Origin of the sequence: Ectothiorhodospira shaposhnikovii, assembly GCF_016584105.1 — a bacterium.
GTDB lineage: Bacteria > Pseudomonadota > Gammaproteobacteria > Ectothiorhodospirales > Ectothiorhodospiraceae > Ectothiorhodospira > Ectothiorhodospira shaposhnikovii.
On record NZ_NRSM01000012.1, the window covers coordinates 47,189 to 72,514 of the forward strand.

Consider the following 25,326-nt stretch of genomic DNA (forward strand, 5'->3'; position numbering starts at 1 on the left):
GATCACCGCATCCCACCATCCGCCAGGGCCTGTTCCCGGGCCTTGCGGATCTCCCGGGCCAGCTCATACACCGCCATGGCATAGAGGGGGCTGCGGTTGTAGCGGGTGATGACGTAGAAATTCCCGTAACCCAGCCAGACCTGGGTCCCCTCCTCCGCCTGCAGTTCGATCACCGAAAAGCGGGCATCCGGCGCCACACGCCCTTCCGGCACGATGCCATGACGGGCCAGTTCATCGAGACCATACCGGGCCTGGTAACCGCCCCCGACCAGGGACTTGTAGGCATCCCCCTCCACCCGGGCCCGCACCACCACGGGCTCCCCCATGGCCCAGTGATGGCGGCGGAAGTAATTGGCCACGCTGCCGATGGCATCGGGCCAGGAATTGAGCAGATCGCGGCGACCGTCGCCGCTGAAGTCCACGGCATACTCACGATAACTGGAAGAGATGAACTGCCCCCGGCCCATGGCCCCCGCATAGGAACCCAGCGTACCGCGCAGGTCCAGCCTTTCCTCCCGCACCAGATGAAGGTAGTGGCGTAGTTCGGAGCGGAAGAAATTCGCCCGGGGCGGGTAGTCAAAACCCAGGGTCACCAGGGCATCCAGCACCGGGAAGGTACCTTGATGGCGTCCGTAGAAGGTTTCCACGCCGATGATGGCGACAATGATCTCCGCATTGACCTGGAAGGCCTCCTGGGCACGCAGGATGGTCGCCTCGTGTTCCTGCCAGAACCGCTCTCCGGCGCGGATCCGCTGCTCGGTGAGGAAGATCGGGCGGTAATCCTTCCAGGGCCGGGCCTCCGCCGGGGTGGAAATCAGATCCAGGACCCGCTGCTGCGGCGTGGCTTCGGCAAACAGGCGCTCCAGTTCTAGGGCATCGAAACCATCTTCCGCGGCCAGGGTGCGGATGAACTCCCGGACGTCATCACGCTCAAGGTAAGGCGGATCGCCGGCCACCAGACCGAGCGGGTTGGCCCCGGCCTGGCCGCAGATACCCAGCAGCAACCCTATCAACAGCAGGAAGGATATGCGACGGTGGAAAGGCACTGAAGAAGCGCTCAGGGAAGTCATCAGGCAAGTAGTCTGCGATGGGAGTTGATGGACATGAGAATACCGAAAGCCGCCATCAGGGTCACCATGGACGTACCGCCGTAACTGAACAGGGGCAAGGGCACCCCAACCACCGGCAACAATCCCGACACCATGCCCATATTGACGAACACATAGACGAAAAAGGTGAAGCTCAGACTGCCGGCCAGCAGGCGCGAGTAGGTATCCTGGGCCCGCAGGGCAATGGTCAGCCCACGCAGGATCACCAACAGGTAAAGGGACAGCAGCAACAGTACGCCCATCAGTCCGAACTCCTCGGCATAGACGGCAAAGATGAAGTCGGTGGAACGCTCCGGCAGGAACTCAAGCTGGGACTGGGTACCGTTGAGCCAGCCCTTGCCGTAGAGTCCGCCGGAACCGATGGCGATCTTGGACTGGATGATGTGGTAACCGGCCCCGAGGGGATCGCTCTCCGGGTTCAGCAACGTGAGCACCCGCCGTCGCTGATAATCCTGCATGAAATGCCACAATACCGGCGCCGCCACCAGGGCCAGGGCGCCCAGTCCCATGAGGATGCGCCAACGCACCCCGGCCAGAAAAATGATCACCAGACCGGAACCCGCCACCAGCAACGCGGTGCCCAGATCCGGCTGCTTGGCGATGAGCACTGCCGGCACCATGACCAGCAGACCGGCCGCCACCACTTCCAGAAAGCGGGGCGGCAGGGGACGGTCGGCAAAATACCAGGCCACCGTCATGGGCACGGCGATCTTCATGAATTCGGAGGGCTGGAAACGCACCACGCCCAGATCCAGCCACCGTTGCGCCCCCTTGCCCACCTCACCGAAGAGCATCACGCCCAGCAACAGCAGGATCCCGGCGGCATACACCCACGGCGACCATTGACGCAGGTGATGCGCCGGGATCTGGGCCATCACCATCAATATGGTGAAGGCAATGCCCACCCGCACCCCCTGGCGATACAGGGTATCCAGATTTTCCCCACTGGCGCTGTAGAGGACCACAAAGCCCATCGCCAGCAACAACGCCACCCCACCCAACAACAAGAGGTCCAGATGCAGGGCACGGACAATGGCGCGCCCCAACCCGTGCTCTTCCGCGGTGCCGTTCAGCATCAGGGGGTTATCTCCAGCATGAAATAGTCCATCACCTTGCGGGCCACCGGCGCCGCCACCCGACCGCCGCTGCCGCCATTCTCCACCAGCACCGCCACCGCAATCCGGGGATCATCCGCCGGGGCAAAGCCGATGAACAAGGCATGATCCCTCAGATGTTTGGCCACCGATGCCTCGTCATATTCCTCGTCATCCGCCAACCCGAACACCTGTGACGTCCCGGTCTTGCCGGCAATGCGGTAGAGGGCATCCCGTCCCGCGGACTGGTACGCCGTACCGTTGGGTCGGTGCATGACGTGCTCCATCGGAATCAGGACCTGGTCCCAATGCTCCGAACGGGACACCTGTACCGGCGGCGGGAATTCCGGTTCGGCCACATGCAGCTCCTCGCCGTCCTCGCCCAGCACACCGCGCAACAGATGGGGACGTACCCGCTGCCCCCGCATGGCCAGGGTACTGCTGATGGAAGCCAGCTGCATGGGTGTGGCCAGCATGTAACCTTGACCGATGGAGGTGATCAGGGTCTCGCCCGGGAACCAGGGCATGCCATGGGCACCTCGCTTCCATTCCCGGCTGGGCAACAGACCTCGGCGTTCTCCCGTACTGTCGATACCCGTGGCCTCCCCCACCCCGAAACGCCCCAGAAACTCCGACATGCGATCGATCCCCAGCCGGTAGGACATGTCGTAGAAATACACGTCGGATGACTGGGTGATGGCCTTGTCCAGGTCCACCCAGCCATGACCGTGCCGGCGCCAGTCCCGATAGCGCCGAGTGTCGTTGGGCAGGGTGTAATAGCCGGCGGCGAACATCATGCGATCCGCCCGGATCACCCCATGCTCAAGCCCCGCCAGACCCACCAGCATCTTCAGGGTGGAACCGGGCGGGTACTGGCCGGAGAGGGCACGGTTGAACAGGGGCTGGCGCCGGTTATTGCGCAAATCCTGGAAAGTGCGGACCGGAATCCCGTGCACGAACAGATTCGGATCGAAGGTAGGCATGCTGACCATGGCCAGAACCTCACCGTTGCGGGGGTCCATGGCGACGATGGCGCCGGCCATGCCGTCCAGGGCCTCCTGGGCCACAGCCTGCAGACGCACATCCAGGCTCAGCACCAGGTCACGCCCCGGCACAGGTGGCTCCCGCTCCAGTACCCGAAGAATTCGACCCTGGGCATTCACCTCCACCTTCTGATGCCCTACCTGACCATGCAGTTGATCCTCGTAATAGCGTTCCACTCCCAGCTTGCCGATATGGGTGGTGCCGGCGTAGCGACGGGAATCGATGCGCGCCAGTTCCCGTTCGTCGATGCGCCCCACATAGCCGATGACATGGGCCAGGGCCTCGCCATGGGGGTAGTGGCGCGCCACCCGGGCCTGCACATCCACCCCGGGGAACAGGTGCCGGTTGACGGCAAAATTGGCCAGTTCCTCATCGGTGAGATTGAGCTTGAGCGGTACCGCCTGGAAGGGGCGCTTGCCCCGCAGGGAGCGACGAAAACGGTCGATTTCGGAGGCATCCAGATCCAGCAGCGTCGACAGGCGGTCAAGGGTATCCTGCAGGTTGTCCACCTGCTCCAGAATCACCTCCAGCTGATAGGCCGGTCGGTTCTCCGCCAGCAATACCCCGTTACGGTCATAAATCAGCCCCCTGGGAGGAGGCAGGGCCTCCAGCCGCACCCGATTGTTCTGGGACAGGGTGGAAAAATGGGAATGGTTGACCACCTGCAACTGTGTCAGCCGCACCCCGACAAGACCGAACAGCAGAACGATGATGACGCCCAGGGTGATGATCCGGGCCAGGAACAGGCGCTGCTCTTGATGTTGATTCTTGATGGGTTGACGCGACGACATGCCCTTGATCCGGAAGACTCATGGCCACACGGGCAGGAGGGGGTTGCGGGGGGCCGGCGTGCCTGAAACTGCGGGTAAAGAGTTGGGGAGACCATCTGACTCCCCAACGCCATGATCAGGCCTGGGCCTGATAACGCTTCACGGAATTCTCGATCTCCGCCCTGGCCTCGTCAACGCCGACCCAGCCTTCGACCTTCACCCACTTGCCGGGTTCCAGTTCCTTGTAATGCTCGAAGAAGTGCTTGATCTGGTCCAGCAGCAACGCAGGGACATCACCAGGACCCTGGATGTGGTCATATTCCCGGGACAGCTTGGACACGGGCACCGCCAGCAGCTTGGCATCCTCGCCCGCCTCGTCGGTCATCTTCAGCATGCCCACGGGACGGCAACGGATCACGCTGCCGCTGACCACCGGGAAGGGAGTCATGACCAGCACATCCACCGGATCCCCGTCATCGGACAGGGTGTGGGGCACGAAACCGTAGTTGCAGGGGTAAAACATGGGGCTGGCCATGAAGCGATCCACCAGCAGGGCACCGCTGTCCTTGTCCACCTCGTACTTGACCGGCGAGGCGTAAGCAGGAATCTCGATGATCACGTTGATGTCATTGGGCAGGTCTTTGCCTGCGGAGATCTTGTCGATGTTCATTGGATCAGGCCCAAGGGAGTTGTGAATCAGGAGGCGGCATTATAACGGCAACCCGGCCGGCGAAAAGACATCTCGCGCGGGGGGTGCTTGCGTGCCGCACACTTGAGCAGGTATAAGTTTCCGCCTAATGTCTTTATAACCCATGCAATACACGCCTATATCTAAAGAGGAAATGCCATGCGTATCGTGCTTCTGGGCGCACCGGGATCCGGCAAGGGAACCCAGTCCAAGCTGATCATGGAGCGTTACAAGGTGCCTCAGATCTCCACCGGGGATCTCCTGCGCGCTGCCGTTTCCGCCGGAACGCCCCTGGGCCAGCAGGCCAAGGCCGCCATGGACGCAGGCCAGCTGGTGACCGATGATATCGTCCTGGGCATGATCCGTGAACGTCTGGCGATGCCGGATACCCAGCAGGGGTATATCCTGGACGGCTTCCCCCGCAACCTGGCCCAGGCCGGGGCCCTGGATGACCTGCTCAAGGAACTGGGCAAACCGCTGGACGTGGCCCTGCTCATCGACGTGGACTTCGACAACCTGATGCAGCGCCTCACCGGCCGCCAGACCTGCGGCTCCTGCGGCGCCGTGTTCAACCGCCACACCAACCCCTCCCGGAAAGAAGGCGTGTGCGATGTCTGCGGTGGTGAACTCACCCACCGTGCGGACGACAACGAGGAAACCATCGGCAAGCGCCTCAAGGTCTACGAAGACCAGACCCGTCCCCTGGTGCAGTATTACAGTGAACGCAGCCTGCTGCAGACGGTGAAGGGTGAGGGTGAGATCGAGTCCATCTACAAGGCAGTCTCCGCGGTGCTTGAGTCCACGCGTCAGTAAGTTCCCCATTCGGCCCCTGGACATTGCGCATGTCCCGGGGCCGCCCTCACTCTTGATGCCTATCCTCATCATTCACATGGTTTCCGGTCCGATTCACCCAGGCATCTCGCCACGGGGAGCATCCAGTTTGGGTGCGGCGCATATCCGCCCATGAATCCTCGCAACGCCCTGCACCAGTGCCTTCTGATCATCTGCTGCGTCACCACGGCCCAAGCCGGCGACCTTTCCCTGTGCCGCTACCAGCCGCAGTCGCTGGACTACCCGTTCCCCCGGGACAGTCAGGCCCGCTTCTTTGCCGACCAGGCCTTCATCGATCGGGAGGGGGCGTCCCGTCTTGAGGGCAGTGTCGAACTCTATGACCAGGGCCGTATCCTGCAGGCGGATCGCATCATTTATGAAGAAGCGCGGTCCTTCCTGGAAACCGAGGGCAATGTCCGCTTCCAGACCGACACGGGGCTGTTTCTGGAGAGTCCCAGGGGGTTTCTGCATCTGGATTCGGAAACCGGCCGTTTCGAAAACGCCCGCTATCGCTATGATCCCCGTCGTGCCCGGGGTGAAGCCAGGGCATTGGAGCCCCGTGGCCATGAGAGGCTGTATCTGGAGGGAGCCACCTACACCACCTGCGACCCAGGCCATGATCACTGGCTGCTCAGTGCAAGCCATGTCCAGCTGAATCAGGAAAGCGGCCAGGGCAGCGCCCGGAATGTACTGCTGCGGTTCCAGGGCGTGCCCCTGCTCTATACACCCTGGATCACCTTTCCCATCGACGACCGCCGGAAATCCGGCCTGCTGCCCCCCAGTTTCGGCACCTCGGACAATACCGGCGTCGATCTGACGATCCCGTTCTATCTGAATCTGGCCCCCCACCGGGATGCCACCCTGGGATTGAGGCTCATGGATACCCGGGGCGCCATGCTGATGTCGGAATTTCGCTATCTGAACCCCAGCAACCGGGGTCGGCTCCATCTGGATCACCTCCCCAACGACACGAGTTACGGCGATGACCGGACCCTGGTGGCCTGGGACCATGAATGGCGCATCAGCCCCCGGCTGCACTTTAACGTGTCAGGCAGCGACGTCTCCGACCCGCGGTATTTTCGTGACCTGGGTGACTCCCTGGACGATACCAGCATCACCCACCTGGAACGACGGGCCGATCTTGTATACAGACAATCCACCTGGAGTCTGCTGGGAAGGGTCCAGGACTTCCAGACGGTTGACGAGACACTGTCAAGCACCAGCCGCCCCTACAAGCGACTCCCCCAGCTGCTATACCAGGGCCGATGGCCTCTGCAGGCCGGGGGCGTCAACTACGGCATGCGCGCCGAATGGGTCGCTTTCGAGCGGGATGGCACGGTGACCGCCCGTCGCACCGACCTGCTGTCCGAAGTGAGCAAACCTTTCATGGGAACAGCCTGGTTCCTGACCCCCACCCTGAAATACCGGTTCACTCACTACGATCTTGAAGACCAGGCTGCGGGGGTTCCCGGCTCACTCAGCCGCGAGGTCCCCATCATGAGCCTTGACAGCGGGCTGTTTCTGGACCGCCCCCTAAAGGGCGGCAATATCCAGACCCTGGAGCCCCGCCTTTACTATCTCTATACGCCCTATCGAGATCAGGACGACATTCCCCTGTTCGATACCGCGATGTTCGACTTCAGCTTCGACCAGATGTTCAGGGACCACCGTTTCAGCGGCCCGGACCGGATCGCGGATGCAAACCAGGTCACCGTGGCCCTCACCACCCGAGTCATCAGCAGCGACACCGGATCGGAGTTCATGCGCGCCAGTCTTGGGCAAATCCAGTACTTTGATGACAGACGGGTTCAGTTGCGAGGTCAAGGTACAGCAACGGAAAGCCAAGGCAGTTCCTCCCTGGTCGGCGAGCTGGGCGCCCGCCTCGGTGATCGCTGGACAGCCCGTGCCGGCGCCCAGTGGGATCCGCGCAGGGAACAAATTGAACGTTCCTCCACTCACCTTCAATACCGGGTAGATGGTCGTCGTGTGATCAACCTGGGGCACCGCTACCGGGAGGAACTGCTGGAGCAGGTGGACCTTTCCTTTGCCTGGCCACTGTCCCGGCACTGGGATGCGGTGGGACGCTGGGCCTACAGTCTGGAGGATGACCGCGACCTGGAAGTCCTGGCGGGCCTGGAATACAAGAGTTGCTGCTGGGCCTTCCGCATCGTTTCCCGCCGGTTCCTCAACGACGGCGCCACGGGAGAGTACAATGACGGAATCTATTTTCAACTTATCCTCAAGGGACTCGGCAGCCTGGGCACCGGCCTGGGTGATCTGCTGAGCGAGGGCGTGCTGGGTTATGAAACTGATTACTAGACTGCTGATCCTCCTGGTCCTGGCCTGGGCCACCGGCGTCGGTGCCCAGGCGCCGGAAGACGGGCGGCTGATGGACCGAATCATCGCCGTAGTGGAAGAAGACGTCATCATGCAAAGCGAACTGCTGCAGCGCATGGATGAGATCGGGCAGCAACTGGCCGCCCGCGACGGCCAGGCCCCGCCCCGGGAGGTGCTGGTCCGCCCGGTTCTGGACCGCCTGATCCTGGAGCGCCTTCAGCTGCAGGAGGCACGCCGCATCGGCATCCGCATCGACGACATCACCCTGAACAACGCAATGGAAAACATCGCCCGGGAAAACCGCATGACCCTGGCCGAATTCCGTGACCGGCTGGTGGCCGACGGCATGGATTTTCCTGCCTTCCGGGAGCAGATCCGCGATGAACTGGCCATCAACCAGCTCCGCCGTCGCCAAGTGGACAGCCGCATCCAGATCAGTGAACAGGAAATCGACGACCTCATCGCCAGTGAAAGCGGTGCCATCGACAGGGACGTGGAATATCGCCTGCTGCATCTGCTGGTTTCCATCCCCGAGGGGGCAACCCCCGACAGGATCCAGGCGGCCCGGGAACAGGCCCTGAAGATCCGCGAGGAAGCCGCCGGTGGAGCCGACTTCACCGCCCTGGCCCTGCGGGAATCCGCCGGTCAGCACGCCCTGGACGGCGGCGACCTGGGCTGGCGCAACGCATCCCAGGTGCCCACCCTGTTCGCCCGTCATGTGGTCCTGATGCGGGAAGGCGAGGTCAGCGAGGTGATCCGCTCCCCGTCCGGCTTCCACATCATCAAGCTGGCGGAACGGCGTGGCGGGACACGCAGCCAGATCCGTCAGACCCGGGTACGCCACATCCTCATCACCCCCACCGAGGTGCTGAGCAGCGAAGAAGCCCTGGAGCGCCTGTCCAGCCTGCGCAGCCGCATCCAGGACGGTGCGGACTTCGCCGAACTGGCCCGCGCCCACTCCGACGACCGGGGCAGCGCCCTGCGGGGCGGTGAACTGGGCTGGACCGATCCCGGTGATCTGGTGCCCCAGTTCGAGGACATCATGGACCGCCAGCCCCCGGGGCGGGTCAGCGAACCCTTCCGCTCCCCGTTCGGCTGGCACATCCTTGAGGTGCTGGAGCGACGGGACCATGATGGCTCCCGGGAGCTGATGCGCGCCCAGGCCAGGGAAATCATCCGGGATCGCAAGCGTGACGATGAACTGGAACTGTGGCTGCGCCGACTGCGGGACGAGTCCTTCGTGGAACTGCGCCTGGACAGGCTGGCCCTGGGTGGCCCGACCGCCCCCATTGCACCACCGGAACGATGATGCCCCACCCCATCCCCCGCATTGCCATCACCCCGGGAGAACCGGCGGGCATCGGCCCGGATCTGGTGGCCATGCTGGCCCAGCAGCCCTGTCCGGCCCAGCGGGTCGTGATCGGCGACCCCGTGGTGCTGCAGGAACGGGCGGCGGCCCTGGGCCTGCCCCTCACCCTGTCCCCCCTGAACCCGGACAGCCCCGCCCGGCCCGACCTTCCAGGCTGCCTGAGCATCGTCAGTGACTGCTTCGTTGCCCATCCCGTCAAGGCCGGCCATCTGGATCCGGCCAACGGGGACTATGTGCTGCAGACCCTGCGCCGGGCCGCCGACGGCTGCATGACCGGCACCTTTGACGCCCTGGTCACCGGACCAGTGCACAAGGGGGTCATCAACACTGCGGGCATTCCATTCACCGGGCACACGGAATATCTGGCCGAGCGCTGCCGCGCCCCCATGCCGGTGATGATGCTGGCCGCCGGCAGCCTGAGGGTGGCTCTGGCCACCACCCATCTGCCCCTGTCCAGGGTGGCCGCCGAGATCACCCCGGTACGACTCCTGAGCGTGCTGCGGGTGCTGCACCAGGATCTTCGGGAGCGTTTCGGCTTGCCCAGACCCCGCATCCTGGTCTGCGGCCTCAACCCCCACGCGGGCGAGGGCGGCCATCTGGGGGACGAGGAGATCCGGGTCATCACCCCGGTGCTGGAACAACTGCGCGCCGAGGGCATGGACCTGCGCGGCCCCCTGCCCGCCGACACCCTGTTCACCGAGCGCTATCTGCGCGAGGCAGACGCGGTGCTGGCCATGTATCATGACCAGGGGCTGCCGGTTCTCAAGCATGCCGGCTTCGGTCGGGCCGTGAACATCACCCTGGGGTTGCCCATCATCCGCACCTCGGTGGACCATGGCACCGCCCTGGAACTGGCCGGTACCGGCCGGGCCGAGGTCGGCAGTTTCGTGGAGGCCCTGTCCCTGGCCATCCACCTGGCCGAACAAAGATCATCCTGACCATCCGTCCCGAGGAATCTTCCCATGTCCCGAGCCATGCGCATCGGCACCCTGTCCCTGCTGACTCTGACCCTGCTGCTGGGCGGCTGTACCTTCGTCAAGCTCACCCCCGGCGGTGAACGGGTCCGCATCCTGGATGCCCAGGATGTGACCAACTGCGAACGCGTCGGCAGCACTTCGGCCAGCGTCGCTGAAAAGGTCGGCATCATCAAGCGCCCCCCGGAAAAGCTGGCCCAGGAAGTGGACCATGCCGCCCGCAATGCCGCCGCCGAGATGGGTGGCGACACCCTGGTCCCCCGTGGCCCCCTGCGGGAAGGGCGACGGGGCTATGACGTCTATCGCTGCATCCGCTGACAGGCCCTCCGGAGATCCCCACCCCAGTGGAACACGCCCCCAGAAAGCGTTTCGGCCAGCACTTCCTCCATGACCCCGGCATCATCGGGCGCATCGTCGGGGCCATCGATCCCCAGCCGGGACAGAGCCTGCTGGAGATCGGTCCCGGCATGGGCGCCATCACCCGGCCCGTGCTGACGCGCTGCCGGCAACTGCATGTGGTGGAACTGGACCGGGACCTGATTCCCCGTCTGCAAACGGAGTATGCCGATGCCGGTGAACTCGTCGTGCATGCCGCCGATGCCCTGAAGTTCGATTTCGGCACGGTGCCGGTGCCCGCCGGCCGCAAGCTGCGGGTGATCGGCAACCTGCCCTACAACATCTCCACCCCCCTGATCTTTCACCTGCTGAAATGGGCCGATGGCATCCAGGACATGCATTTCCTGCTGCAAAAGGAAGTCGTGGATCGGCTGACCGCCCGTCCAGGCACATCCGAATACGGGCGCCTGGGGATCATGGTGCAGTATCGCTGCCGGGCCGAATCCCTGTTCCATGTCGGCCCGGGAGCCTTCCGCCCGCCGCCGCGGGTGGATTCCGCCGTGGTCAGGCTGGTGCCCTGGGAGACCCTGCCCTGCCCCGCCCGGGACGAGGCCCTGTTTGCCGCCCTGGTCCACCAGGGCTTCACCCGTCGACGCAAGACCCTGCGCAATGCCCTGCAGGGGCTGGCGGAACCCGCCGCCATGACGGCGGCGGACATCGATCCCGCCCGGCGCCCGGAGACCCTGTCGGTGGAGGAATTCGTCCGCCTGGCCAACGAAGTGGCCGCCAGCCGCACTTAAGCCGGCCCCCCTGAGGGGTTACAATGCATCTTTATCCGCCATCGGCGAGGATACAATGGCAGAACACAATCCGCTGCTTCGCTTGAGAGAACTGGGCCAGAGCGTCTGGTACGATTACATCCGCAGTGACCTCATGGCCTCCGGGGGGCTGGATCGCCTGATCCGGGAGGACGGTCTGGGCGGTCTGACCTCCAACCCCGCCATTTTCGACAAGGCCATCACCGGCAGCGATCTCTACGATACCGCGATCCGGGACTGCCTGACCCGGTCTCCGGACCTGACCACCCAGGCCCTGTTCTACCAGCTCGCCATCCGCGATCTTCGGGCGGCCGCCGACGCCTTTGCCCAGACCTATCACGACACCGACGGACGTGACGGTTTCGTCAGCCTGGAAGTCTCCCCGGAACTGGCCTTCGACACCGAGGGCACCGTGCGCGAGGCCCTGGAACTGGCCGCCCAGGTGGATCGGGCCAACCTCATGATCAAGGTGCCCGGCACCCTGCCCGGCCTGGCCGCCATCGAGCAGCTGACCGCCGCCGGCATCAACGTCAACGTCACCCTGCTGTTCTCCGTCACCCGCTATCAGGCGGTGCTGGAGGCCTTCCTCAAGGGCCTGGAAACCCGCCTGGACCGGGGCGAGCCGGTGAGCTCCATCGCCTCCGTGGCCAGCTTCTTCGTCAGCCGGGTGGACACGGCCCTGGACGCCCTGCTGGAAGAGCGCATCCGCGAGGGCCGTCCGGTGGAACACATGCAGGGTCTGCTGGCCATCGCCAATGCCAGACTGGCCCATGCCCACTTCCAGCAGGTCCGCGACAGCGAGCGCTGGCAACGGCTGGCCCGGGCCGGCGCCCAACCCCAGCGGCTGCTGTGGGCCAGTACCGGCACCAAGAACCCCGCCTACAGCGATGTCCTCTATGTGGACTCGCTGATCGGCCCCGACACGGTGAATACCCTGCCGCCGGCCACCTATGATGCCTTCAGGGATCACGGCAACCCGGCCCTGACCCTGACCGAAGGACAGGAACAGGCCCGCGCCCTGATTCAGGGGCTGCCCGACCTGGGCATCGACCTGGAAAGCGTCACCGACCGTCTGGAAGCCGAGGGCGTTCAGACCTTTGCCGAAGCCTTTGCCCACCTGATTCAGGGGCTGGAAGAGAAGCGCAGCCGTCTGATGGCCTGAGGAGCCGTAGACTGGATGGTGCTTCTCCAGGGTTGTCTGGGCATGGGCTCCGGATTTCCGCTTGCGCGGGCATGACTGGTTCATACGGGACTGACTGATTCATAACTGGTTCACAGCATCCCCAAGGAGACGATCGTGGACGTACTGGCGGGAGACATCGGGGGAACCAAGACCCTGCTCATGCTGGCCAGGGTGGAGGACGGTCAACTGATACCCGGAGAAATCCGGCGTTTCTCCAGCGCCGACTACCCCCATCTGGTCCCCATGGTCAGGGAATTCCTGGACGACCATGGAAACCCCGGACCTGCCGCCGCCGCATTTGCCCTGGCAGGTCCGGTGACCCGGCACGATGATCGATGGCAGGCACACCTCACCAACCTGCCCTGGCAACTGGACTCCCATGAACTGGCCCGGGAGCTGGGCATTCGAAGGGTCACCCTGGTCAATGATTTCGAGGGCACAGGCCACAGCCTGGATGACCTGCCCGCTGACAGCCTGCATGTGCTGCAGGCGGGGGAAACGGACCCGAAGGGTGTTCGCCTGGTGGTGGGCGCGGGTACCGGCCTGGGAGTCTGCATCGTCTGTCCGGGCCAGTCACGCCTGGTGCTTCCCACCGAGGCGGGTCACAGTGGACTGGCGCCGGCGGACGGCCAGCAGGCACGTCTGTGGGCGGCAATCCACCGCCAGGAAGGGCGGTGCACCCGGGAACACCTGCTGAGCGGGCGGGGACTGGGCCGTATCGCCCGATTTCTCATGTCCGAAGGACATGCCGTCGATCCCACCCTGGCCAAAGCCATGGAGCAGGCGGACCCTGCCCCCGAACTCACCCGACTGGCACTGACCGGGGCCGACCCCCTGGCGGTGGAGGCCCTGTCACTGTTCTGCCGCATCTATGGCGGGCAGACCGGAGATCTGGCACTGTCCACCCTGCCCTTCGGAGGTGTCTACATCGCCGGCGGGATAGCGCCCCGCATCCTGCCCCTGCTGGCCAACGGCGGCTTCATGGAAGCATTTCTCGACAAACCTCCCATGACCTCACTCATGGCGCGGATGCCCGTCAAGGTGATCACCGACACGACGGCCGGCCTGCTGGGGGCCGCCCGGCTGGCAGCGGACAAGGCACCCTGAGCCATCCCGGGGCAGCGATCAAACATCAGCACCATTAAGGTGCGCAGACTCTGCGTCCACGTAAACCGGGGCGCCCCGATAGATTCCGGAAAACACCTTGCCATCCTGGTAACGGGGAAAGACCTTGCCCCGGTAGACCAAGGTCTCCTCGTCAGCTTGCGCCACCACATCCTGATCCCGATCCTCGGGTGCATGAGCAATGATCCGTTCAAGCGCTTTCACCGCCTCCCGAAGTTCGGAACCACTGCTGCGTTGCGCCATTGCCACGGCCTGGGCCAGAAAATCAGCCCGCCCCACCGGCATCCTTAGGGAGAATTCCTGCTCAATGAGACGCGCACACCGTTGCGCCGCTCGTACAGCATTGATGTTAAGCAACCACTCCCTTCCAGCCATGTCATACCCCTTGTGCTCAAACCTCCTGAAAATAATTAGCACAATCCATGCCATCAGATGCAATCACGGCATACTACAACTTCCCCCGGGAATCCTGCATGATGAACAGCCTTTCCATACGTCTTGCACAAGCCACCGGAGACCCCCATGCCGGAAAGCAGAGACCAGCACGTCAAGGTCGAGGTCAACTGCAGTTACGTGGAATCCCAGTCCGACCCCATGCACGGCCGCTTCGTGTTTGCCTACACGGTCACCCTCCAAAACCTGGGCAACCAGGGGGCCAGACTCATCAGTCGTCACTGGATCATCCATGACTCCAACGGCAAGGTGCAGGAAGTGCGGGGCGAAGGCGTGGTGGGTGAACAGCCCCACATCGATCCTGGCCAGGGCTTTCAGTACACCAGCGGTGCCATGATCGAAACCCCGGTGGGGACCATGCGCGGCACCTACCAGATGGTCGCCGACGATGGCACCCGGTTCGAGGCCGTCATTCCCACGTTCACCCTGTCCGTGCCCAGGGTGCTGCACTGAATAAATCCGACCTGGATCAAGCCTGCAAACCCCTACTTTAGACAGGGGCATGGTCACTGACTACAATCGTGAGCACCGGAAAATAACGATACAAGACTCATCCACAACCACGGGCTAACCTCATGCGCATCCCTTACACCCTCTGGGCACCCATCTATGACCGACTGATTGAAAAGCCTTCAGCAGGCGTCAGACAGCACAGCCTGGAACGTCTGGGCAACGTGGAAGGTCGATCCATCCTGCTGGTGGGCGTGGGCACCGGGCTGGATTTTCCCTTCCTGCCCCAGGGCGCCCATTACACCGGCGTGGACCTGACCCCGGCCATGCTCAAGAAGGCGACCGAACGCGCCCAGTCCCTGAACCTGGGCATCGAGCTGCACGAAGGCAACGCCATGGCCCTGCCCTACGAGGATGCCCAGTTCGATGTGGTGGTCATGCACAACATCCTGGCCGTCGTCCCCAATGCCGGCAAGGCACTGACCGAAGCCACCCGAGTGCTCAAGCCCGGCGGCCGGATCCTGATCCTGGACAAGTTCCTCAAGCCCGGTGAAAGCGCCCCCTTCCGCCGCCTGCTGGGTCTGGTATCCCAGTTCCTGGCCACCCGCACCGACGTGGTGTTCGAGAACCTGATGAAAAAGCGCACCGACCTGACCCTGCTGGAAGACAGTCCGGCCATGCTGCGTGGCTGGTTCCGCCACATCCTGCTGGAAAAGAAGGCCTGACCCCGCTGCATGGCACTGTATGCCGTCGGCGACCTGCAGGGCTGTCTTGACCCGCTGAAACGGCTCCTGGACCGGGTACGTTTCGACCCGGCCCGGGACCGGCTGTGGCTGGTGGGGGATCTGGTCAACCGGGGGCCGGATTCCCTGGGTTGCCTGCGGTTCGTGCAGTCCCTGGGGGAGGCGGCGGTGACGGTGCTGGGCAACCACGATCTGCATCTGCTGGCCATCCACGCCGGTCTGCACAAACCCCGGCGCCGGGATACCGTCCAGCCCATCCTGGACAGCCCCGACCGGGACGCACTCATGGAATGGCTGCGTCGGCAACCGGCCCTGCACCATGATTTCACAGCGGGCTGGACCATGGTCCATGCCGGCCTGCCCCCCCAGTGGGACCTGGCCACGGCCCTGGCCTGTGCGGATGAACTGCACCGGGCACTGCGCGGCCCCGACTACCGCACCCTGCTGCAACGGATGTACGGTGACCAGCCCGACCGGTGGGATCCGGCCCTGTCCGGCTGGTCCCGCCTGCGCTTCATCACCAACTGTTTCACCCGTCTGCGCTACTGCACCCGGGACGGCAGGCTGGACATGGATCACAAGGGCTCACCAGGCACCCAACCTCCCGGCCTGTTGCCCTGGTTTCAGGTGCCTGGCCGGGCCAGCGCCGACCTGAAGCTGGTGGTGGGCCACTGGTCCACCATCGGTTGCCGTTACGAACAGCAGGTCCTCACCCTGGACACGGGCTGCGTCTGGGGTGGCCGTATGACCCTGGCCCGTCTGGACACCCCCATACCGGAGATCGTCCAGCAGGCCTGCCAAGGCCACCGGACGCCGTCGCCGGTCGCCTGATCCACCGGATCATTACAGGGGCACCGCGCCCCCTATCCACCACAAACTGACCAGAGCCACCGAGGCACCGATGGCGGCGCCGGCCAGCACGTCGGTGGGATAATGCAGCCCCAGCACCAGCCGGGACATGGCCACCATCAGGGTGAAGGGCAGCACCAGCCAGGCCCAGACCGGCAACCAGGCCAGCAGCACCACGGTAAAGGCCACCGCATGCAGGGTGTGTCCGGAGGGAAAGCTGAACCGGTCCAGCGGAGCCACGTTCAGGTTGATGTCGGCGCTGCGCCGGAACGGTCTGTCCCGCCCCGTGGTCGCCTTCAGGAACTTGTAGATGGGCAGGCACAAAAGCCCCACCAGGGCCATGTGCAGACTCACATGCAGGGCCTGCATGCCGTGGATCAGGGGCAGGCAGAGCATCAGGGTGTACCAGAAAACCCCGTCACCCAGCCGGCTGACCCCGGCAAACACCCGGTTGATGAGCCACCGGTGTCCCATGCGGTTGAAGGCCAGGCATACCGGAATCTCCGCCTCGGTCACTCGTTGCATCAGTCCCATGTTGACCTCTCTTGAGCACACTCGAAAAACAGCGCTTCCAGCCGATCATGGATACAGCGCCAGTCCACCGACTCGGCCACTGACCGGGCCTGTTGGCCCAGGCCCCGGATCCGTGCGGGATCGGTGATCAGCTCCCGTGCCAGGCTGACGAACCGGTCCCGGTCATTCAGGGGCGGCAACAGTCCGCTCTCACCGTGGCGCAGATGCTCCCGCGGTGCCGCATAATCGAAGGCCACCACCGCCAGCCCCGAGGCCATGGCCTCCAGAACCACATTGCCGAAGGTGTCGGATATGGAGGGAAACAGAAAGATGTCGCCGCTGGCATAGTGCCGGGCCAGGTCTTCCCCGGTCCGGGAACCCACCAGGATCAGGTCCGGATGCAGGCGCCCCAGCTCCCCGGCCTCGGGGCCGTCACCCACCAGGATGAAACGCGCCCGGGGCTGGTGGGACTGCATGGCCCGAAAGGCCTCCACCGCCAGGGACAGATTCTTCTCCGCCGCCAGGCGCCCCACATGGATCACTGCCGGATCCCCCTCCTCCAGCCCCCACTCCCGGCGCAGCGCCGGGTCACGGCGGGCGGGATTGAAAAGTGCCGTATCCACCCCCCGGGCCAATACCCTGCAGTTCAGGTATCCCTGGGCCGTAAGCTGGGCACGCAATGACTCAGTGGGCACCAGGGTGCACTGGGTGCGGTTGTGGAAGCGGCGGAGGAAATGACCGATGGCGGGCTCCAGAAATCCCACCCCGTAATAGCGGCTGTAGCTGTGAAAATTGGTATGAAAACCGCTGATCACAGGGATGTTCAGATGCCGGGCGGCGGCTACCGCCGAACCTCCCAGGGGGCCTTCCGTGGCCACATAGATCACATCCGGCGGCTCCTCCTGCCAGACACCCAGGATCGCGCCGCGGGCAGGCAGGCCGAAATGCAGTCCCTTGTAGCCGGGCACGGGAAGGCCGGCCGTGGCCTGCTCCCGCAGCGCCCCCTGCCCGCCCCCGACATCATGCCGGTGCTGGCGGGGCCGGATGAGATGAACCTGATGCCCTCGTGCCAGCATGCCCTGGACCATGTGATGCAGGGTATGGGCAACGCCGTTGATTTCCGGAGGATAGGTCTCGGTCACCACGGCAATACGAAGCCGGGGCGCCTCATCTTCATCGGAATGGGTCTGGGACCCCTGGGTGAAAATCCGCTCCCAGTTCAGGGATGAGGCGCGCCCGACGGCGTTCATGAGGGGGAATCTCCTTCAAGGGGTGGCGGAAGGCTGTCATGGAACGCCTCCCTGACGGCCTCTTCGGCCGCCCGGGACAAGCCGCGCCGATCCGTGCCGTCGACAGGGATCGGCGGCATGAAACTGAGCGCCACATCGACCCGCGGCATGGCCAGCAGACGCAGGGCATGGGTGAGGAAATTCTGGTTATCCACGAAGGCCGCGGCATGATCCGCGGGAGGCAGGTAGCGGATGGACACCGGCTGTACCGGACAGCCTGCGCTCTGGGCAGCCTGGAACAGCCGGGGATGGAAGCGCCGCACCTCCCTGCCCAACGTGGTCGTCCCTTCGGGAAACAGGTGCACCGAGTGACCGCGCCTCAGATGCCCGGCCATCTGATCGGACACCTGGGAAGCAGCGCCGTTGACGCCGCGATGGATGAAGAGAGTGCCGTTGCGCCCGGACAGCCAGCCGATCAGGGGCCAGCGCCGCACCTCCGACTTCGACAGAAAACCCACCGGGGCATACGCCCCGAGTACCGGGACGTCCAGCCAGGAGACGTGATTGGAAACGGACAGCACCGGCCCCTGGGAGGGTTGACCACGCACATGGATACGGACCCCGAACAGGCGACAGAAAATCCTGTACCACCACTGGATGGCGCGCCGGAACCGCTGATCGGGCATACCGGCCTCATTGGGCCGCCCCAGCAGCAGGGTCAGGATCACGGCAATGAACAGGTGGAGTACCAAGGGGATCAGCCTATAAATGCATCTGAAGGTTTTCATGAGATTCCGCGGTTAAGGATGTCCGCAGAAAATGCCGCTGGTAGCGGGCCGGCACAAGCCCTGCGTCCAGAAAAATGAACACGTCGGCCACATTGAAGTCCGGATCCCAGCAGGGTTCGCCACCGACACGCGCCCCCAGCCGCAGATAGGCCTTGAGCAGGGGCGGCATGCTCACGGCCCCATGGCATCCCGTCATGGGGCCGGGCAACGACAGGCGAGGTCTCACCTGCAGGGTTTCCGGCATCGAATGACGGCCCCTGAGCCGCTCCATGATGGCGTGGGCCTGATAGCCGCCATCTTCAAGCCCGATACTGGCGCAGCCGATCAGATAGGCGATGCGATGGGTGGTCATGAACCGCCCCAGGCCGGACCAGAGCACGGCGATGGCCGTACCGCTGCGATAATCGGGATGAACACAGGTACGGCCGATTTCCATGATCCGTCCTGGCAGGCGATCCAGTCCGTCCAGTTCGAACTCATCCTGGGAGTAAAAGCCGCCGGCAAGGCGTGCCTCGGTGTCCTTGAGGATGCGGGTAGAGGCCACCACGGCCCCGGTCAGGCCGTCACGGACCAGCAGGTGATGGCAGTAGCGGTCATAGCGATCCCGGTCCAGACCCAGACGGGCCGCCGCCTCGGGCAGGGTGGCCCCCATCTCCCGGGCAAAGACCTGATAACGCAGACGCTGGGACGCCAGCACATCATCATCGCTGGTCGCCAGGGACACGCTCAGACCCGGGCGTGGTACATTCCAGTCATCGGTCACGAGCGTGTCGGCAGTCTGCATGGCCTTGAGGTTCTCCATCGTCATGAGGCCATGCTAGGTGGACCGCCTTTCAGAGACGTGAAGAGACGGTGACGATTCCATGACCCAAACAGGACATGCACCCACAGGAGAGACTCGCGGATGGCCTTTGCCTCAAGAACCTGCCTGATGACCTTCCTGCTCCTGCCGTTCCTGGCCACGGCAACCGGCTGCCGCACCCCATGCATCCAGGGGCAGACGGATGTCGCCACCCTTCGGGTGTTGGCATCCGGCTCCCATTGCGGCCATGACGAGCCCACCCCGCGCGTCCGGATTGCCGATACCTCTGCCGGCCTGGAACGGCTGCTGTCAGAGACCGGCCTCGGACTTGTCGGCTCGCCGCCCGATCCGGCCCGGGAACGGTTCATCCTGGTTCATCAGGGGCTGCAGCCCACCCTGGGCTATCACCTGGAACTGGCCGGGGACCATGCCCGCCTGGAAGGGGAAACGATGGTCATCCGTGTCATCCGCCATGAACCACCCCCGGATGCCATCACCGCCCAGGCCCTGAGCAGTCCCTGCCTGCTGCTGGGCATGGAGCGAACACAAGACCGGCCGGTTCGCGTCGAGGACCAGGACGGCAATCCCATGCACGCCCCGTCGAAGTGAAGTCCGCGGACAACGGCTATAATGGGCGTTTTGCCGGAGTCCCCATGGAAACCCTCGACTACGTCCCCCTGCGCCTGAAAAAAAACGAAGAACGGCGCCTGCTGGCCGGCCACGCCTGGATCTTCAGCAATGAAGTGGACGTGGAGGCCACCCCCATCCGCTCCCTGGAACCGGGCCAGCCGGTGACCATCCAGGACAGCCGGGGGCGCACCCTGGGCACGGGCTACGCCAACCCCAATTCCCTCATCTGTGCCCGCCTGGTGACCCGAGACGCGGATCACCCCTTCGGCCCCTCCCTGCTGGTCCACCGCCTCAAGGTGGCCCTGTCCCTGCGGGAGCGTTTGTTCGAGGAACCCTTCTACCGACTGGTTCACGGCGAGAGCGATGGCCTGCCGGGTCTGGTGGTGGACCGCTACGGAGACGTACTGGTGGCCCAGATCACCACCGCCGGCATGGACCGCCTGCAGGATGCCCTGCTGAGCGCCTTCGAGAAGGTCCTGCGCCCGAGCGCCGTGCTCTGGCGCAACGACAGCCCGGTGCGCAGCCTGGAAGGCCTGGACCTCTACGTGCAGCCCGCCACAGGCCCCATCCCGGAGACGGTGGAGATCACCGAAAACGGCGCCCGCTTCCAGGTCCCCCTGCTGGCGGGCCAGAAGACCGGCTGGTTCTACGACCAGCGGGACAACCGGGCCTGGCTGCGGCGCCTCTCCACCGGGGCTCGGGTGCTGGACCTGTTCAGTTACGCGGGGGGCTGGGGCATCCAGGCGGCCATACACGGGGCAGAGCAGGTCACCTGCGTGGACGCCTCCGCCGATGCCGTCGCCCAGGTGGAAGCCAATGCCCGCCTGAACCGGGTGGATGACCGGGTGCAGGCCCTGGCGGGGGATGCCTTCGAGGTGCTGCGCCAACTGCGGGAGGAACGGGCCCGTTTCGATCTGATCATCGTCGACCCGCCGGCCTTCATCAAACGCCGCAAGGACCTCAAGGAAGGGACCGCCGCCTACCGGCGCATCAACCAGATGGCCCTGCAGGTCCTGGCCCGGGACGGCTTTCTCATCACCTGTTCCTGCTCCCAGCACATGGCGGCCGATGCCCTGGAAAAACAGGTTCATGCCGCCGCCCGTCATGTGGACCGACAGATGCAGATCCTGTCCCGCGGTGGTCAGGCCAGTGATCACCCCATCCATCCAGCCATGCCGGAGACGGCCTATCTCAAGGCGATCCTCTGCCGCTGCATCGGACAATAGCCGTAGGTTAGAATCCACCGATGACTCCCACACATCCCTTCATCGATCCCGTGGCCCTGAGCCTGGGTCCCCTGCAGATCCACTGGTACGGCCTCATGTACCTGCTGGGCTTTGCCGCCTTCTGGGCCCTGGGCTGGCTGCGGGCCGGCCAGCCCTGGAGCCCCCTGAACCGGGAACAGGTCTCCGACCTGCTCTTCTACGGCGTCATCGGCGTGATCGTGGGGGGGCGACTGGGTTATGTCCTGTTCTACAACCTGGATGCCCTGGCCGGTGATCCGCTGATGCTCATACGGCTCTGGGAAGGCGGCATGAGCTTCCACGGTGGTCTGATCGGGGTGCTGGTCACCTGCTGGCTCTATGCCCGCAAGCTGGGTTGCCGCTTTTTGCAACTCACCGACTTCGTGGCCCCCCTCATCCCCATCGGCCTGGGGGCCGGACGCATCGGCAACTGGATCAACGGCGAGCTCTGGGGCAAACCCACGGACCTGCCCTGGGGCATGATCTTCCCGGCCACGGACCTGCTGCCCCGTCACCCCACCCAGCTCTACCAGGCGGCCCTGGAGGGACTGGCCCTGTTCCTGATCCTGTGGTTCTTCTCCCGGCGCTGGCGACCGGTGGGGGCGGTGTCCGGCCTGTTCCTGGTGGGTTACGGGGTGTTCCGCTTCCTGGTGGAATTCTGGCGCCTACCCGACGCCCACATCGGTTATCTGGCCTTCGGCTGGCTCACCCTGGGTCAACTCCTCACCCTGCCCATGATCCTGGCCGGCGTCATCCTGCTGGCCTGGGCCTGGCGGCGGGAGAAGGCACGTCATGCATAGTTATCTTCAGCTCCTGCAACAACTGCTGGAACAGGGCACGGAGAAATCCGACCGCACCGGTACCGGCACCCGTTCCCTGTTCGGTCACCAGATGCGCTTCGACCTGGCCCGGGGCTTCCCCCTGGTGACCACCAAGAAGCTGCACCTGAAGTCCATCATCCACGAGCTGCTCTGGTTCCTCAAAGGTGACACCTCCACCGCCTATCTGCAGGCCAACGGGGTGCGCATCTGGGATGAATGGGCCACGGCGGACGGCGATCTCGGGCCGGTCTACGGCCGGCAATGGCGGTCCTGGCCCCTGCCCGGCGGCGGTCACGTGGACCAGATCAGTCAGGTGGTGGAACAGATCCGGACCCGGCCCGACTCCCGGCGCCTGATCGTCAGTGCCTGGAACGTGGCCGACCTGCCGGACGAGGGTGTCTCCCCCCAGGACAATGCCCGTGCCGGACGCATGGCCCTGGCCCCCTGCCACTGTCTGTTCCAGTTTTACGTGGCCGACGGGCGGTTGTCCTGCCAGCTCTATCAGCGCAGCGCCGACGTCTTCCTGGGAGTGCCGTTCAACATCGCCTCCTACGCCCTGCTCACCCTCATGGTGGCCCAGGTCACGGACCTGGAACCGGGGGAGTTCATCCATACCTTCGGTGACGTGCATCTGTATCTGAACCACCTGGATCAGGCCCGTGAGCAGCTGGCCCGCGAACCCTATCCCCTGCCCCGGATGGTGCTCAATCCGGCGGTGAAATCCCTGTTCGACTTCCGTTACGAGGACTTCACCCTGCTGGATTACCAGGCCCATCCCCACATCAAGGCCCCGGTGTCCGTATGACCGATTCCCAACCGCTGCTCACCGCCGTGGTCGCCATGGACCGCAACCGGCTCATCGGCGCCGACAACCGCCTGCCCTGGCATCTGCCGGCGGATCTTGCCCACTTCAAGCGTCTGACCATGGGCGGCTGCATGCTCATGGGGCGCAAGACCTTCGAGTCCATTGGTCGCCCGCTGCCGGGCCGACGCAGTCTGGTGATGACGAGGGATCCGGATTTCCAGGCCCCCGGCTGCACGGTGGTCCACGACCTGGACCAGGCCCTGGCGGCCGCCGGGGCGGCGGAGGAGATCTTCGTCATCGGCGGGGCGGACCTGTTCCGGCATCTTTTGCCGTTGTGCCGGCGGATGCACCTGACGGTGATCGAGCATGCCTTCGAGGGGGACACCTTCCTGCCCCAGCTCAACGAGACCTGGCGGGAGGTGGCCCGGGAAGCCCATGATGCCGATGACAAAAACCCCTATCCCTACACCTTCCTGACCCTGGAGCGCCGCTCCTGACCGGCTAGGACGGCGTACGCAACCGGCGCAGCAGGGCAGCCCCCGGCAGACTGAAGATCACGGCAAACAGCAACGCCGCCGCCACCACGATGGAAGGTCCGGCGGGGGTATCCCAGGTCAGGGACCCCCATAAACCGCCGGCCACGGCCAGACAACCGATCAGGGCTGCAAACAAGGCCATCTGCTCCGGCGTGGACGACAGCCGCCGGGCCGCCGCCGCGGGAATGATCATCAACGAGGTGATCAGCAAAATACCCACCACCTTCATGGCCACGGCAATGACCAGGGCCATCAGCAGCATGAAACCCATGCTCACCAGGCTCACCCTCACCCCTTCCACCCGGGCCAGATCCTCATGCACCGTGATCGCCAGCAGGGGGCGCCACAGGGCCATCAGCATACCCAGGGCCACCACACCACCGATGAAGATCCATGTCAGATCCTCATTGGACACGGCCAGGATGTCGCCGAACAGATAGGCCATCAGATCGACCCTGACCCCCTCCAGAAAGGCCACCGCCACCAGCCCCAGGGACAGACTGCTATGGGCCAGGATGCCCAGCAGGGTGTCCGTGGCCAGCCGCCGCTGTCGCTGCAGCAGCATGAGCACCAGGGCCAGGGTCACACAGAGGATGACCACGGTCAGATTCACGTTCAGACCGATGAGAAAACCCAGGGCGACCCCCAACAGGGCGGAATGGGCCAGGGTATCGCCGAAATAAGCCATCCGGCGCCAGACCACGAAGGAACCCAGCGGCCCCGCCACCAGGGCCACGGCCATGCCGCCGAGCAAGGCCCGGACAATGAAATCATCCATGGTGCCGATGGGCCTCCGCCCCGGGACAGCCGCGCCCGGGCGGCCCGTCAAACTCCACCACGTCGCCGTGCAGATCATGGCGGTGATCGTGATGATGGGTGTACAGGGCCATGCCCGCCGGCATGGTCTTGCCGAACAGTTTGAGATAGGCGGGATCGCGGCTCACCACGTCCGGCTTGCCGGTACAGCACACATGCTGATTCAGGCAGATCACCGAATCGGCGGCGGCCATGACCAGGTGCAACTCGTGGGACACCATCAGCACCCCGCAGCCGTAGCGGTCGCGCAGGCGGGCGATGAGCTGGAACACCTCCCCCTGTCCGGCCACGTCAACCCCCTGGGCGGGCTCATCCAGCACCAGGAGTCGGGGTTCCCGCAGCAGGGCGCGGGCCAGCAGGATGCGCTGCATTTCCCCACCGGACACCGACTGCACAGGCTGCTCCAGCAGATGGGCGCAGCCCACTTCCGCCAGCACCCGGGCCAGCCGGTCCTTGGGAAAACGCCCCCCCAGCCCAAGGAAGCGACGCACGGTGATGGGCAGGATCTCATCCACCTGGATGCGCTGGGGCATGTAGCCGATACGCAACCCCGGCTGGCGCAGGACCTGGCCGCCAGTGGGTGACACCAGCCCCAGCAACACCTTGAGCAACGTGGTCTTGCCGGCGCCATTGGGACCGATAAGGGTGACAATCTGTCCCGGCTCCACCTGCATGTCCACGCCGTCCAGAATACGCCGATCACCCACGACCATGGCCACGCGCTCCGCGGCCAACAAGGGTCCATGGGAAGGGAACGTATCAGGACGTGATCTGAACAAGGCGGGCAGCGTCAACATAGCGATGCGGTCAGGTGAAAAGGCGCATTGAATCGAGACCGGACACAACTGCCTTCGCTCAATGCGCGCCGGTGGAGGCCACTATAGCCACTGGACACGAAAATGCAAATGAGAAACAGTAAAAGCCATCAGGCCGCAGATCCTGCACCGCGTTTCCCGGACCTGGGGCTGG

27 protein-coding genes are annotated in these 25,326 nt (G+C 64.5%); 16 read left to right on the forward strand and 11 right to left on the reverse strand.

Translation table 11 applies throughout. The annotated features are described in order from the left end of the window. Positions 1 to 2: 2 nt before the first annotated feature. The 4 genes from mltB to ppa form a co-directional block, all read right to left on the reverse strand. Positions 3 to 1,070: a lytic murein transglycosylase B gene (gene mltB, locus CKO35_RS08555; protein ID WP_200174687.1), complete on the reverse strand. Its 1,068-nt coding sequence runs from the start codon at positions 1,068 to 1,070 to the stop codon at positions 3 to 5. Then, positions 1,070 to 2,185: a rod shape-determining protein RodA gene (gene rodA, locus CKO35_RS08560; RefSeq protein WP_200174689.1), complete on the reverse strand. Its 1,116-nt coding sequence runs from the start codon at positions 2,183 to 2,185 to the stop codon at positions 1,070 to 1,072. The genes mltB and rodA overlap by 1 nt, the downstream gene beginning before the upstream one ends. Further along, positions 2,185 to 4,038 carry a penicillin-binding protein 2 gene (gene mrdA, locus CKO35_RS08565; RefSeq protein WP_200174697.1) on the reverse strand — a complete coding sequence of 618 codons (1,854 nt, stop codon included), beginning with the start codon at positions 4,036 to 4,038 and terminating at the stop codon, positions 2,185 to 2,187. The genes rodA and mrdA overlap by 1 nt, the downstream gene beginning before the upstream one ends. A 115-nt stretch (positions 4,039 to 4,153) precedes the next feature. Next, positions 4,154 to 4,687, reverse strand: a complete 534-nt coding sequence (gene ppa / locus CKO35_RS08570; RefSeq protein WP_200174705.1) for an inorganic diphosphatase — start codon at positions 4,685 to 4,687, stop codon at positions 4,154 to 4,156. 177 nt (positions 4,688 to 4,864) lie between these two features. Between ppa and CKO35_RS08575 the strand changes: the two genes are divergently transcribed. The 8 genes from CKO35_RS08575 (at position 4,865) to glk (ending at position 13,660) form a co-directional block, all read left to right on the forward strand. After that, positions 4,865 to 5,518 carry an adenylate kinase gene (locus tag CKO35_RS08575; RefSeq protein ID WP_200174707.1) on the forward strand — a complete coding sequence of 218 codons (654 nt, stop codon included), beginning with the start codon at positions 4,865 to 4,867 and terminating at the stop codon, positions 5,516 to 5,518. Between the two features lie 150 nt (positions 5,519 to 5,668). After that, on the forward strand, positions 5,669 to 7,855 hold the full coding sequence (locus tag CKO35_RS08580) for an LPS-assembly protein LptD (RefSeq protein ID WP_200174710.1): 2,187 nt from the start codon (positions 5,669 to 5,671) through the stop codon (positions 7,853 to 7,855). Beyond that, complete coding sequence (locus CKO35_RS08585; RefSeq protein ID WP_200174712.1) at positions 7,839 to 9,182, forward strand: peptidylprolyl isomerase; 1,344 nt, start codon at positions 7,839 to 7,841, stop codon at positions 9,180 to 9,182. The genes CKO35_RS08580 and CKO35_RS08585 overlap by 17 nt, the downstream gene beginning before the upstream one ends. Then, a complete protein-coding gene (pdxA, locus tag CKO35_RS08590) occupies positions 9,179 to 10,180 on the forward strand; it encodes a 4-hydroxythreonine-4-phosphate dehydrogenase PdxA (protein WP_200174713.1) in 1,002 nt (333 codons plus the stop codon). Before CKO35_RS08585 ends, pdxA begins: the two co-directional genes overlap by 4 nt. Positions 10,181 to 10,204: 24 nt before the next feature. Next, positions 10,205 to 10,534, forward strand: a complete 330-nt coding sequence (locus CKO35_RS08595) for a DUF4156 domain-containing protein (protein ID WP_200174715.1) — start codon at positions 10,205 to 10,207, stop codon at positions 10,532 to 10,534. A 26-nt stretch (positions 10,535 to 10,560) separates the two neighbouring features. Then, positions 10,561 to 11,352, forward strand: a complete 792-nt coding sequence (rsmA, locus tag CKO35_RS08600; RefSeq protein WP_200174726.1) for a 16S rRNA (adenine(1518)-N(6)/adenine(1519)-N(6))-dimethyltransferase RsmA — start codon at positions 10,561 to 10,563, stop codon at positions 11,350 to 11,352. A 55-nt stretch (positions 11,353 to 11,407) separates the two neighbouring features. Further along, positions 11,408 to 12,532, forward strand: coding sequence for a transaldolase (gene tal, locus CKO35_RS08605; RefSeq protein ID WP_200174732.1), 1,125 nt, complete (start codon positions 11,408 to 11,410; stop codon positions 12,530 to 12,532). A gap of 135 nt (positions 12,533 to 12,667) precedes the next feature. Next, positions 12,668 to 13,660, forward strand: a complete 993-nt coding sequence (gene glk / locus CKO35_RS08610) for a glucokinase (protein WP_200174738.1) — start codon at positions 12,668 to 12,670, stop codon at positions 13,658 to 13,660. A gap of 18 nt (positions 13,661 to 13,678) precedes the next feature. Here the strand turns inward: glk and CKO35_RS08615 are convergent, their stop codons facing one another. After that, the gene (locus tag CKO35_RS08615; protein WP_200174740.1) at positions 13,679 to 14,107 is read right to left on the reverse strand and encodes a hypothetical protein; all 429 of its coding nucleotides are present in this window, start codon (positions 14,105 to 14,107) and stop codon (positions 13,679 to 13,681) included. Between the two features lie 93 nt (positions 14,108 to 14,200). Between CKO35_RS08615 and apaG the strand changes: the two genes are divergently transcribed. The 3 genes from apaG (at position 14,201) to CKO35_RS08630 (ending at position 16,155) form a co-directional block, all read left to right on the forward strand. Then, positions 14,201 to 14,584: a Co2+/Mg2+ efflux protein ApaG gene (apaG, locus tag CKO35_RS08620; RefSeq protein WP_200174747.1), complete on the forward strand. Its 384-nt coding sequence runs from the start codon at positions 14,201 to 14,203 to the stop codon at positions 14,582 to 14,584. Between the two features lie 122 nt (positions 14,585 to 14,706). Continuing rightward, positions 14,707 to 15,306: a class I SAM-dependent methyltransferase gene (locus CKO35_RS08625; RefSeq protein WP_200174749.1), complete on the forward strand. Its 600-nt coding sequence runs from the start codon at positions 14,707 to 14,709 to the stop codon at positions 15,304 to 15,306. Positions 15,307 to 15,315: 9 nt separating this feature from the next. Then, positions 15,316 to 16,155 (forward strand): symmetrical bis(5'-nucleosyl)-tetraphosphatase, encoded by an 840-nt coding sequence (locus tag CKO35_RS08630; protein ID WP_200174751.1) that lies wholly within the window; start codon positions 15,316 to 15,318, stop codon positions 16,153 to 16,155. A 12-nt stretch (positions 16,156 to 16,167) separates the two neighbouring features. Here CKO35_RS08630 and CKO35_RS08635 read toward each other — a convergent pair whose 3' ends face one another. Genes CKO35_RS08635 through CKO35_RS08650 form a run of 4 tightly spaced genes read right to left on the reverse strand, consistent with a single transcriptional unit; the run spans position 16,168 to position 19,511 of the window. Further along, a complete protein-coding gene (locus CKO35_RS08635) occupies positions 16,168 to 16,707 on the reverse strand; it encodes a phosphatase PAP2 family protein (protein WP_200174753.1) in 540 nt (179 codons plus the stop codon). Then, positions 16,698 to 17,936, reverse strand: a complete 1,239-nt coding sequence (locus tag CKO35_RS08640; RefSeq protein ID WP_200174754.1) for a glycosyltransferase family 4 protein — start codon at positions 17,934 to 17,936, stop codon at positions 16,698 to 16,700. Before CKO35_RS08640 ends, CKO35_RS08635 begins: the two co-directional genes overlap by 10 nt. Continuing rightward, positions 17,933 to 18,703 carry a lysophospholipid acyltransferase family protein gene (locus CKO35_RS08645; protein ID WP_200174755.1) on the reverse strand — a complete coding sequence of 257 codons (771 nt, stop codon included), beginning with the start codon at positions 18,701 to 18,703 and terminating at the stop codon, positions 17,933 to 17,935. Before CKO35_RS08645 ends, CKO35_RS08640 begins: the two co-directional genes overlap by 4 nt. Then, positions 18,678 to 19,511: a GNAT family N-acetyltransferase gene (locus CKO35_RS08650; RefSeq protein ID WP_338031776.1), complete on the reverse strand. Its 834-nt coding sequence runs from the start codon at positions 19,509 to 19,511 to the stop codon at positions 18,678 to 18,680. The genes CKO35_RS08645 and CKO35_RS08650 overlap by 26 nt, the downstream gene beginning before the upstream one ends. A 96-nt stretch (positions 19,512 to 19,607) precedes the next feature. Here CKO35_RS08650 and CKO35_RS08655 point away from each other — a divergent pair, with 96 nt between their 5' ends. From CKO35_RS08655 to CKO35_RS08675, 5 genes are read left to right on the forward strand one after another with little or no spacing between them, the layout of a single operon-like run. Further along, a complete protein-coding gene (locus tag CKO35_RS08655) occupies positions 19,608 to 20,114 on the forward strand; it encodes a protease complex subunit PrcB family protein (protein WP_200174756.1) in 507 nt (168 codons plus the stop codon). A 44-nt stretch (positions 20,115 to 20,158) separates the two neighbouring features. Next, positions 20,159 to 21,361: a class I SAM-dependent rRNA methyltransferase gene (locus CKO35_RS08660; protein ID WP_200174757.1), complete on the forward strand. Its 1,203-nt coding sequence runs from the start codon at positions 20,159 to 20,161 to the stop codon at positions 21,359 to 21,361. Between the two features lie 20 nt (positions 21,362 to 21,381). Further along, positions 21,382 to 22,179 (forward strand): prolipoprotein diacylglyceryl transferase, encoded by a 798-nt coding sequence (gene lgt / locus CKO35_RS08665; RefSeq protein WP_200174758.1) that lies wholly within the window; start codon positions 21,382 to 21,384, stop codon positions 22,177 to 22,179. Beyond that, positions 22,172 to 23,005: a thymidylate synthase gene (locus tag CKO35_RS08670; protein ID WP_200174759.1), complete on the forward strand. Its 834-nt coding sequence runs from the start codon at positions 22,172 to 22,174 to the stop codon at positions 23,003 to 23,005. Before lgt ends, CKO35_RS08670 begins: the two co-directional genes overlap by 8 nt. Next, on the forward strand, positions 23,002 to 23,502 hold the full coding sequence (locus CKO35_RS08675; protein WP_200174763.1) for a dihydrofolate reductase: 501 nt from the start codon (positions 23,002 to 23,004) through the stop codon (positions 23,500 to 23,502). Before CKO35_RS08670 ends, CKO35_RS08675 begins: the two co-directional genes overlap by 4 nt. A gap of 4 nt (positions 23,503 to 23,506) precedes the next feature. On the opposite strand, the gene znuB is transcribed toward CKO35_RS08675, so the two are convergent. Beyond that, positions 23,507 to 24,319: a zinc ABC transporter permease subunit ZnuB gene (znuB, locus tag CKO35_RS08680; RefSeq protein WP_200174766.1), complete on the reverse strand. Its 813-nt coding sequence runs from the start codon at positions 24,317 to 24,319 to the stop codon at positions 23,507 to 23,509. Next, complete coding sequence (gene znuC, locus CKO35_RS08685) at positions 24,312 to 25,154, reverse strand: zinc ABC transporter ATP-binding protein ZnuC (protein WP_200174768.1); 843 nt, start codon at positions 25,152 to 25,154, stop codon at positions 24,312 to 24,314. Before znuC ends, znuB begins: the two co-directional genes overlap by 8 nt. Positions 25,155 to 25,326 lie beyond the last annotated feature (172 nt).

What these genes read in the sequence shown, in the direction of transcription:
- mltB (WP_200174687.1), bottom strand. Translation starts at nt 1,070, where the DNA reads ATGACTTCCCTGAGCGCTTCTTCAGTGCCTTTCCACCGTCGCATATCC.
- rodA (WP_200174689.1), bottom strand. Translation starts at nt 2,185, where the DNA reads ATGCTGAACGGCACCGCGGAAGAGCACGGGTTGGGGCGCGCCATTGTC.
- mrdA (WP_200174697.1), bottom strand. Translation starts at nt 4,038, where the DNA reads ATGTCGTCGCGTCAACCCATCAAGAATCAACATCAAGAGCAGCGCCTG.
- ppa (WP_200174705.1), bottom strand. Translation starts at nt 4,687, where the DNA reads ATGAACATCGACAAGATCTCCGCAGGCAAAGACCTGCCCAATGACATC.
- CKO35_RS08575 (WP_200174707.1), top strand. Translation starts at nt 4,865, where the DNA reads ATGCGTATCGTGCTTCTGGGCGCACCGGGATCCGGCAAGGGAACCCAG.
- CKO35_RS08580 (WP_200174710.1), top strand. Translation starts at nt 5,669, where the DNA reads ATGAATCCTCGCAACGCCCTGCACCAGTGCCTTCTGATCATCTGCTGC.
- CKO35_RS08585 (WP_200174712.1), top strand. Translation starts at nt 7,839, where the DNA reads ATGAAACTGATTACTAGACTGCTGATCCTCCTGGTCCTGGCCTGGGCC.
- pdxA (WP_200174713.1), top strand. Translation starts at nt 9,179, where the DNA reads ATGATGCCCCACCCCATCCCCCGCATTGCCATCACCCCGGGAGAACCG.
- CKO35_RS08595 (WP_200174715.1), top strand. Translation starts at nt 10,205, where the DNA reads ATGTCCCGAGCCATGCGCATCGGCACCCTGTCCCTGCTGACTCTGACC.
- tal (WP_200174732.1), top strand. Translation starts at nt 11,408, where the DNA reads ATGGCAGAACACAATCCGCTGCTTCGCTTGAGAGAACTGGGCCAGAGC.
- CKO35_RS08615 (WP_200174740.1), bottom strand. Translation starts at nt 14,107, where the DNA reads ATGGCATGGATTGTGCTAATTATTTTCAGGAGGTTTGAGCACAAGGGG.
- apaG (WP_200174747.1), top strand. Translation starts at nt 14,201, where the DNA reads ATGCCGGAAAGCAGAGACCAGCACGTCAAGGTCGAGGTCAACTGCAGT.
- CKO35_RS08625 (WP_200174749.1), top strand. Translation starts at nt 14,707, where the DNA reads ATGCGCATCCCTTACACCCTCTGGGCACCCATCTATGACCGACTGATT.
- CKO35_RS08630 (WP_200174751.1), top strand. Translation starts at nt 15,316, where the DNA reads ATGGCACTGTATGCCGTCGGCGACCTGCAGGGCTGTCTTGACCCGCTG.
- CKO35_RS08635 (WP_200174753.1), bottom strand. Translation starts at nt 16,707, where the DNA reads ATGGGACTGATGCAACGAGTGACCGAGGCGGAGATTCCGGTATGCCTG.
- CKO35_RS08640 (WP_200174754.1), bottom strand. Translation starts at nt 17,936, where the DNA reads ATGAACGCCGTCGGGCGCGCCTCATCCCTGAACTGGGAGCGGATTTTC.
- CKO35_RS08645 (WP_200174755.1), bottom strand. Translation starts at nt 18,703, where the DNA reads ATGAAAACCTTCAGATGCATTTATAGGCTGATCCCCTTGGTACTCCAC.
- CKO35_RS08650 (WP_338031776.1), bottom strand. Translation starts at nt 19,511, where the DNA reads ATGACGATGGAGAACCTCAAGGCCATGCAGACTGCCGACACGCTCGTG.
- CKO35_RS08655 (WP_200174756.1), top strand. Translation starts at nt 19,608, where the DNA reads ATGGCCTTTGCCTCAAGAACCTGCCTGATGACCTTCCTGCTCCTGCCG.
- CKO35_RS08660 (WP_200174757.1), top strand. Translation starts at nt 20,159, where the DNA reads ATGGAAACCCTCGACTACGTCCCCCTGCGCCTGAAAAAAAACGAAGAA.
- lgt (WP_200174758.1), top strand. Translation starts at nt 21,382, where the DNA reads ATGACTCCCACACATCCCTTCATCGATCCCGTGGCCCTGAGCCTGGGT.
- CKO35_RS08670 (WP_200174759.1), top strand. Translation starts at nt 22,172, where the DNA reads ATGCATAGTTATCTTCAGCTCCTGCAACAACTGCTGGAACAGGGCACG.
- CKO35_RS08675 (WP_200174763.1), top strand. Translation starts at nt 23,002, where the DNA reads ATGACCGATTCCCAACCGCTGCTCACCGCCGTGGTCGCCATGGACCGC.
- znuB (WP_200174766.1), bottom strand. Translation starts at nt 24,319, where the DNA reads ATGGATGATTTCATTGTCCGGGCCTTGCTCGGCGGCATGGCCGTGGCC.
- znuC (WP_200174768.1), bottom strand. Translation starts at nt 25,154, where the DNA reads ATGTTGACGCTGCCCGCCTTGTTCAGATCACGTCCTGATACGTTCCCT.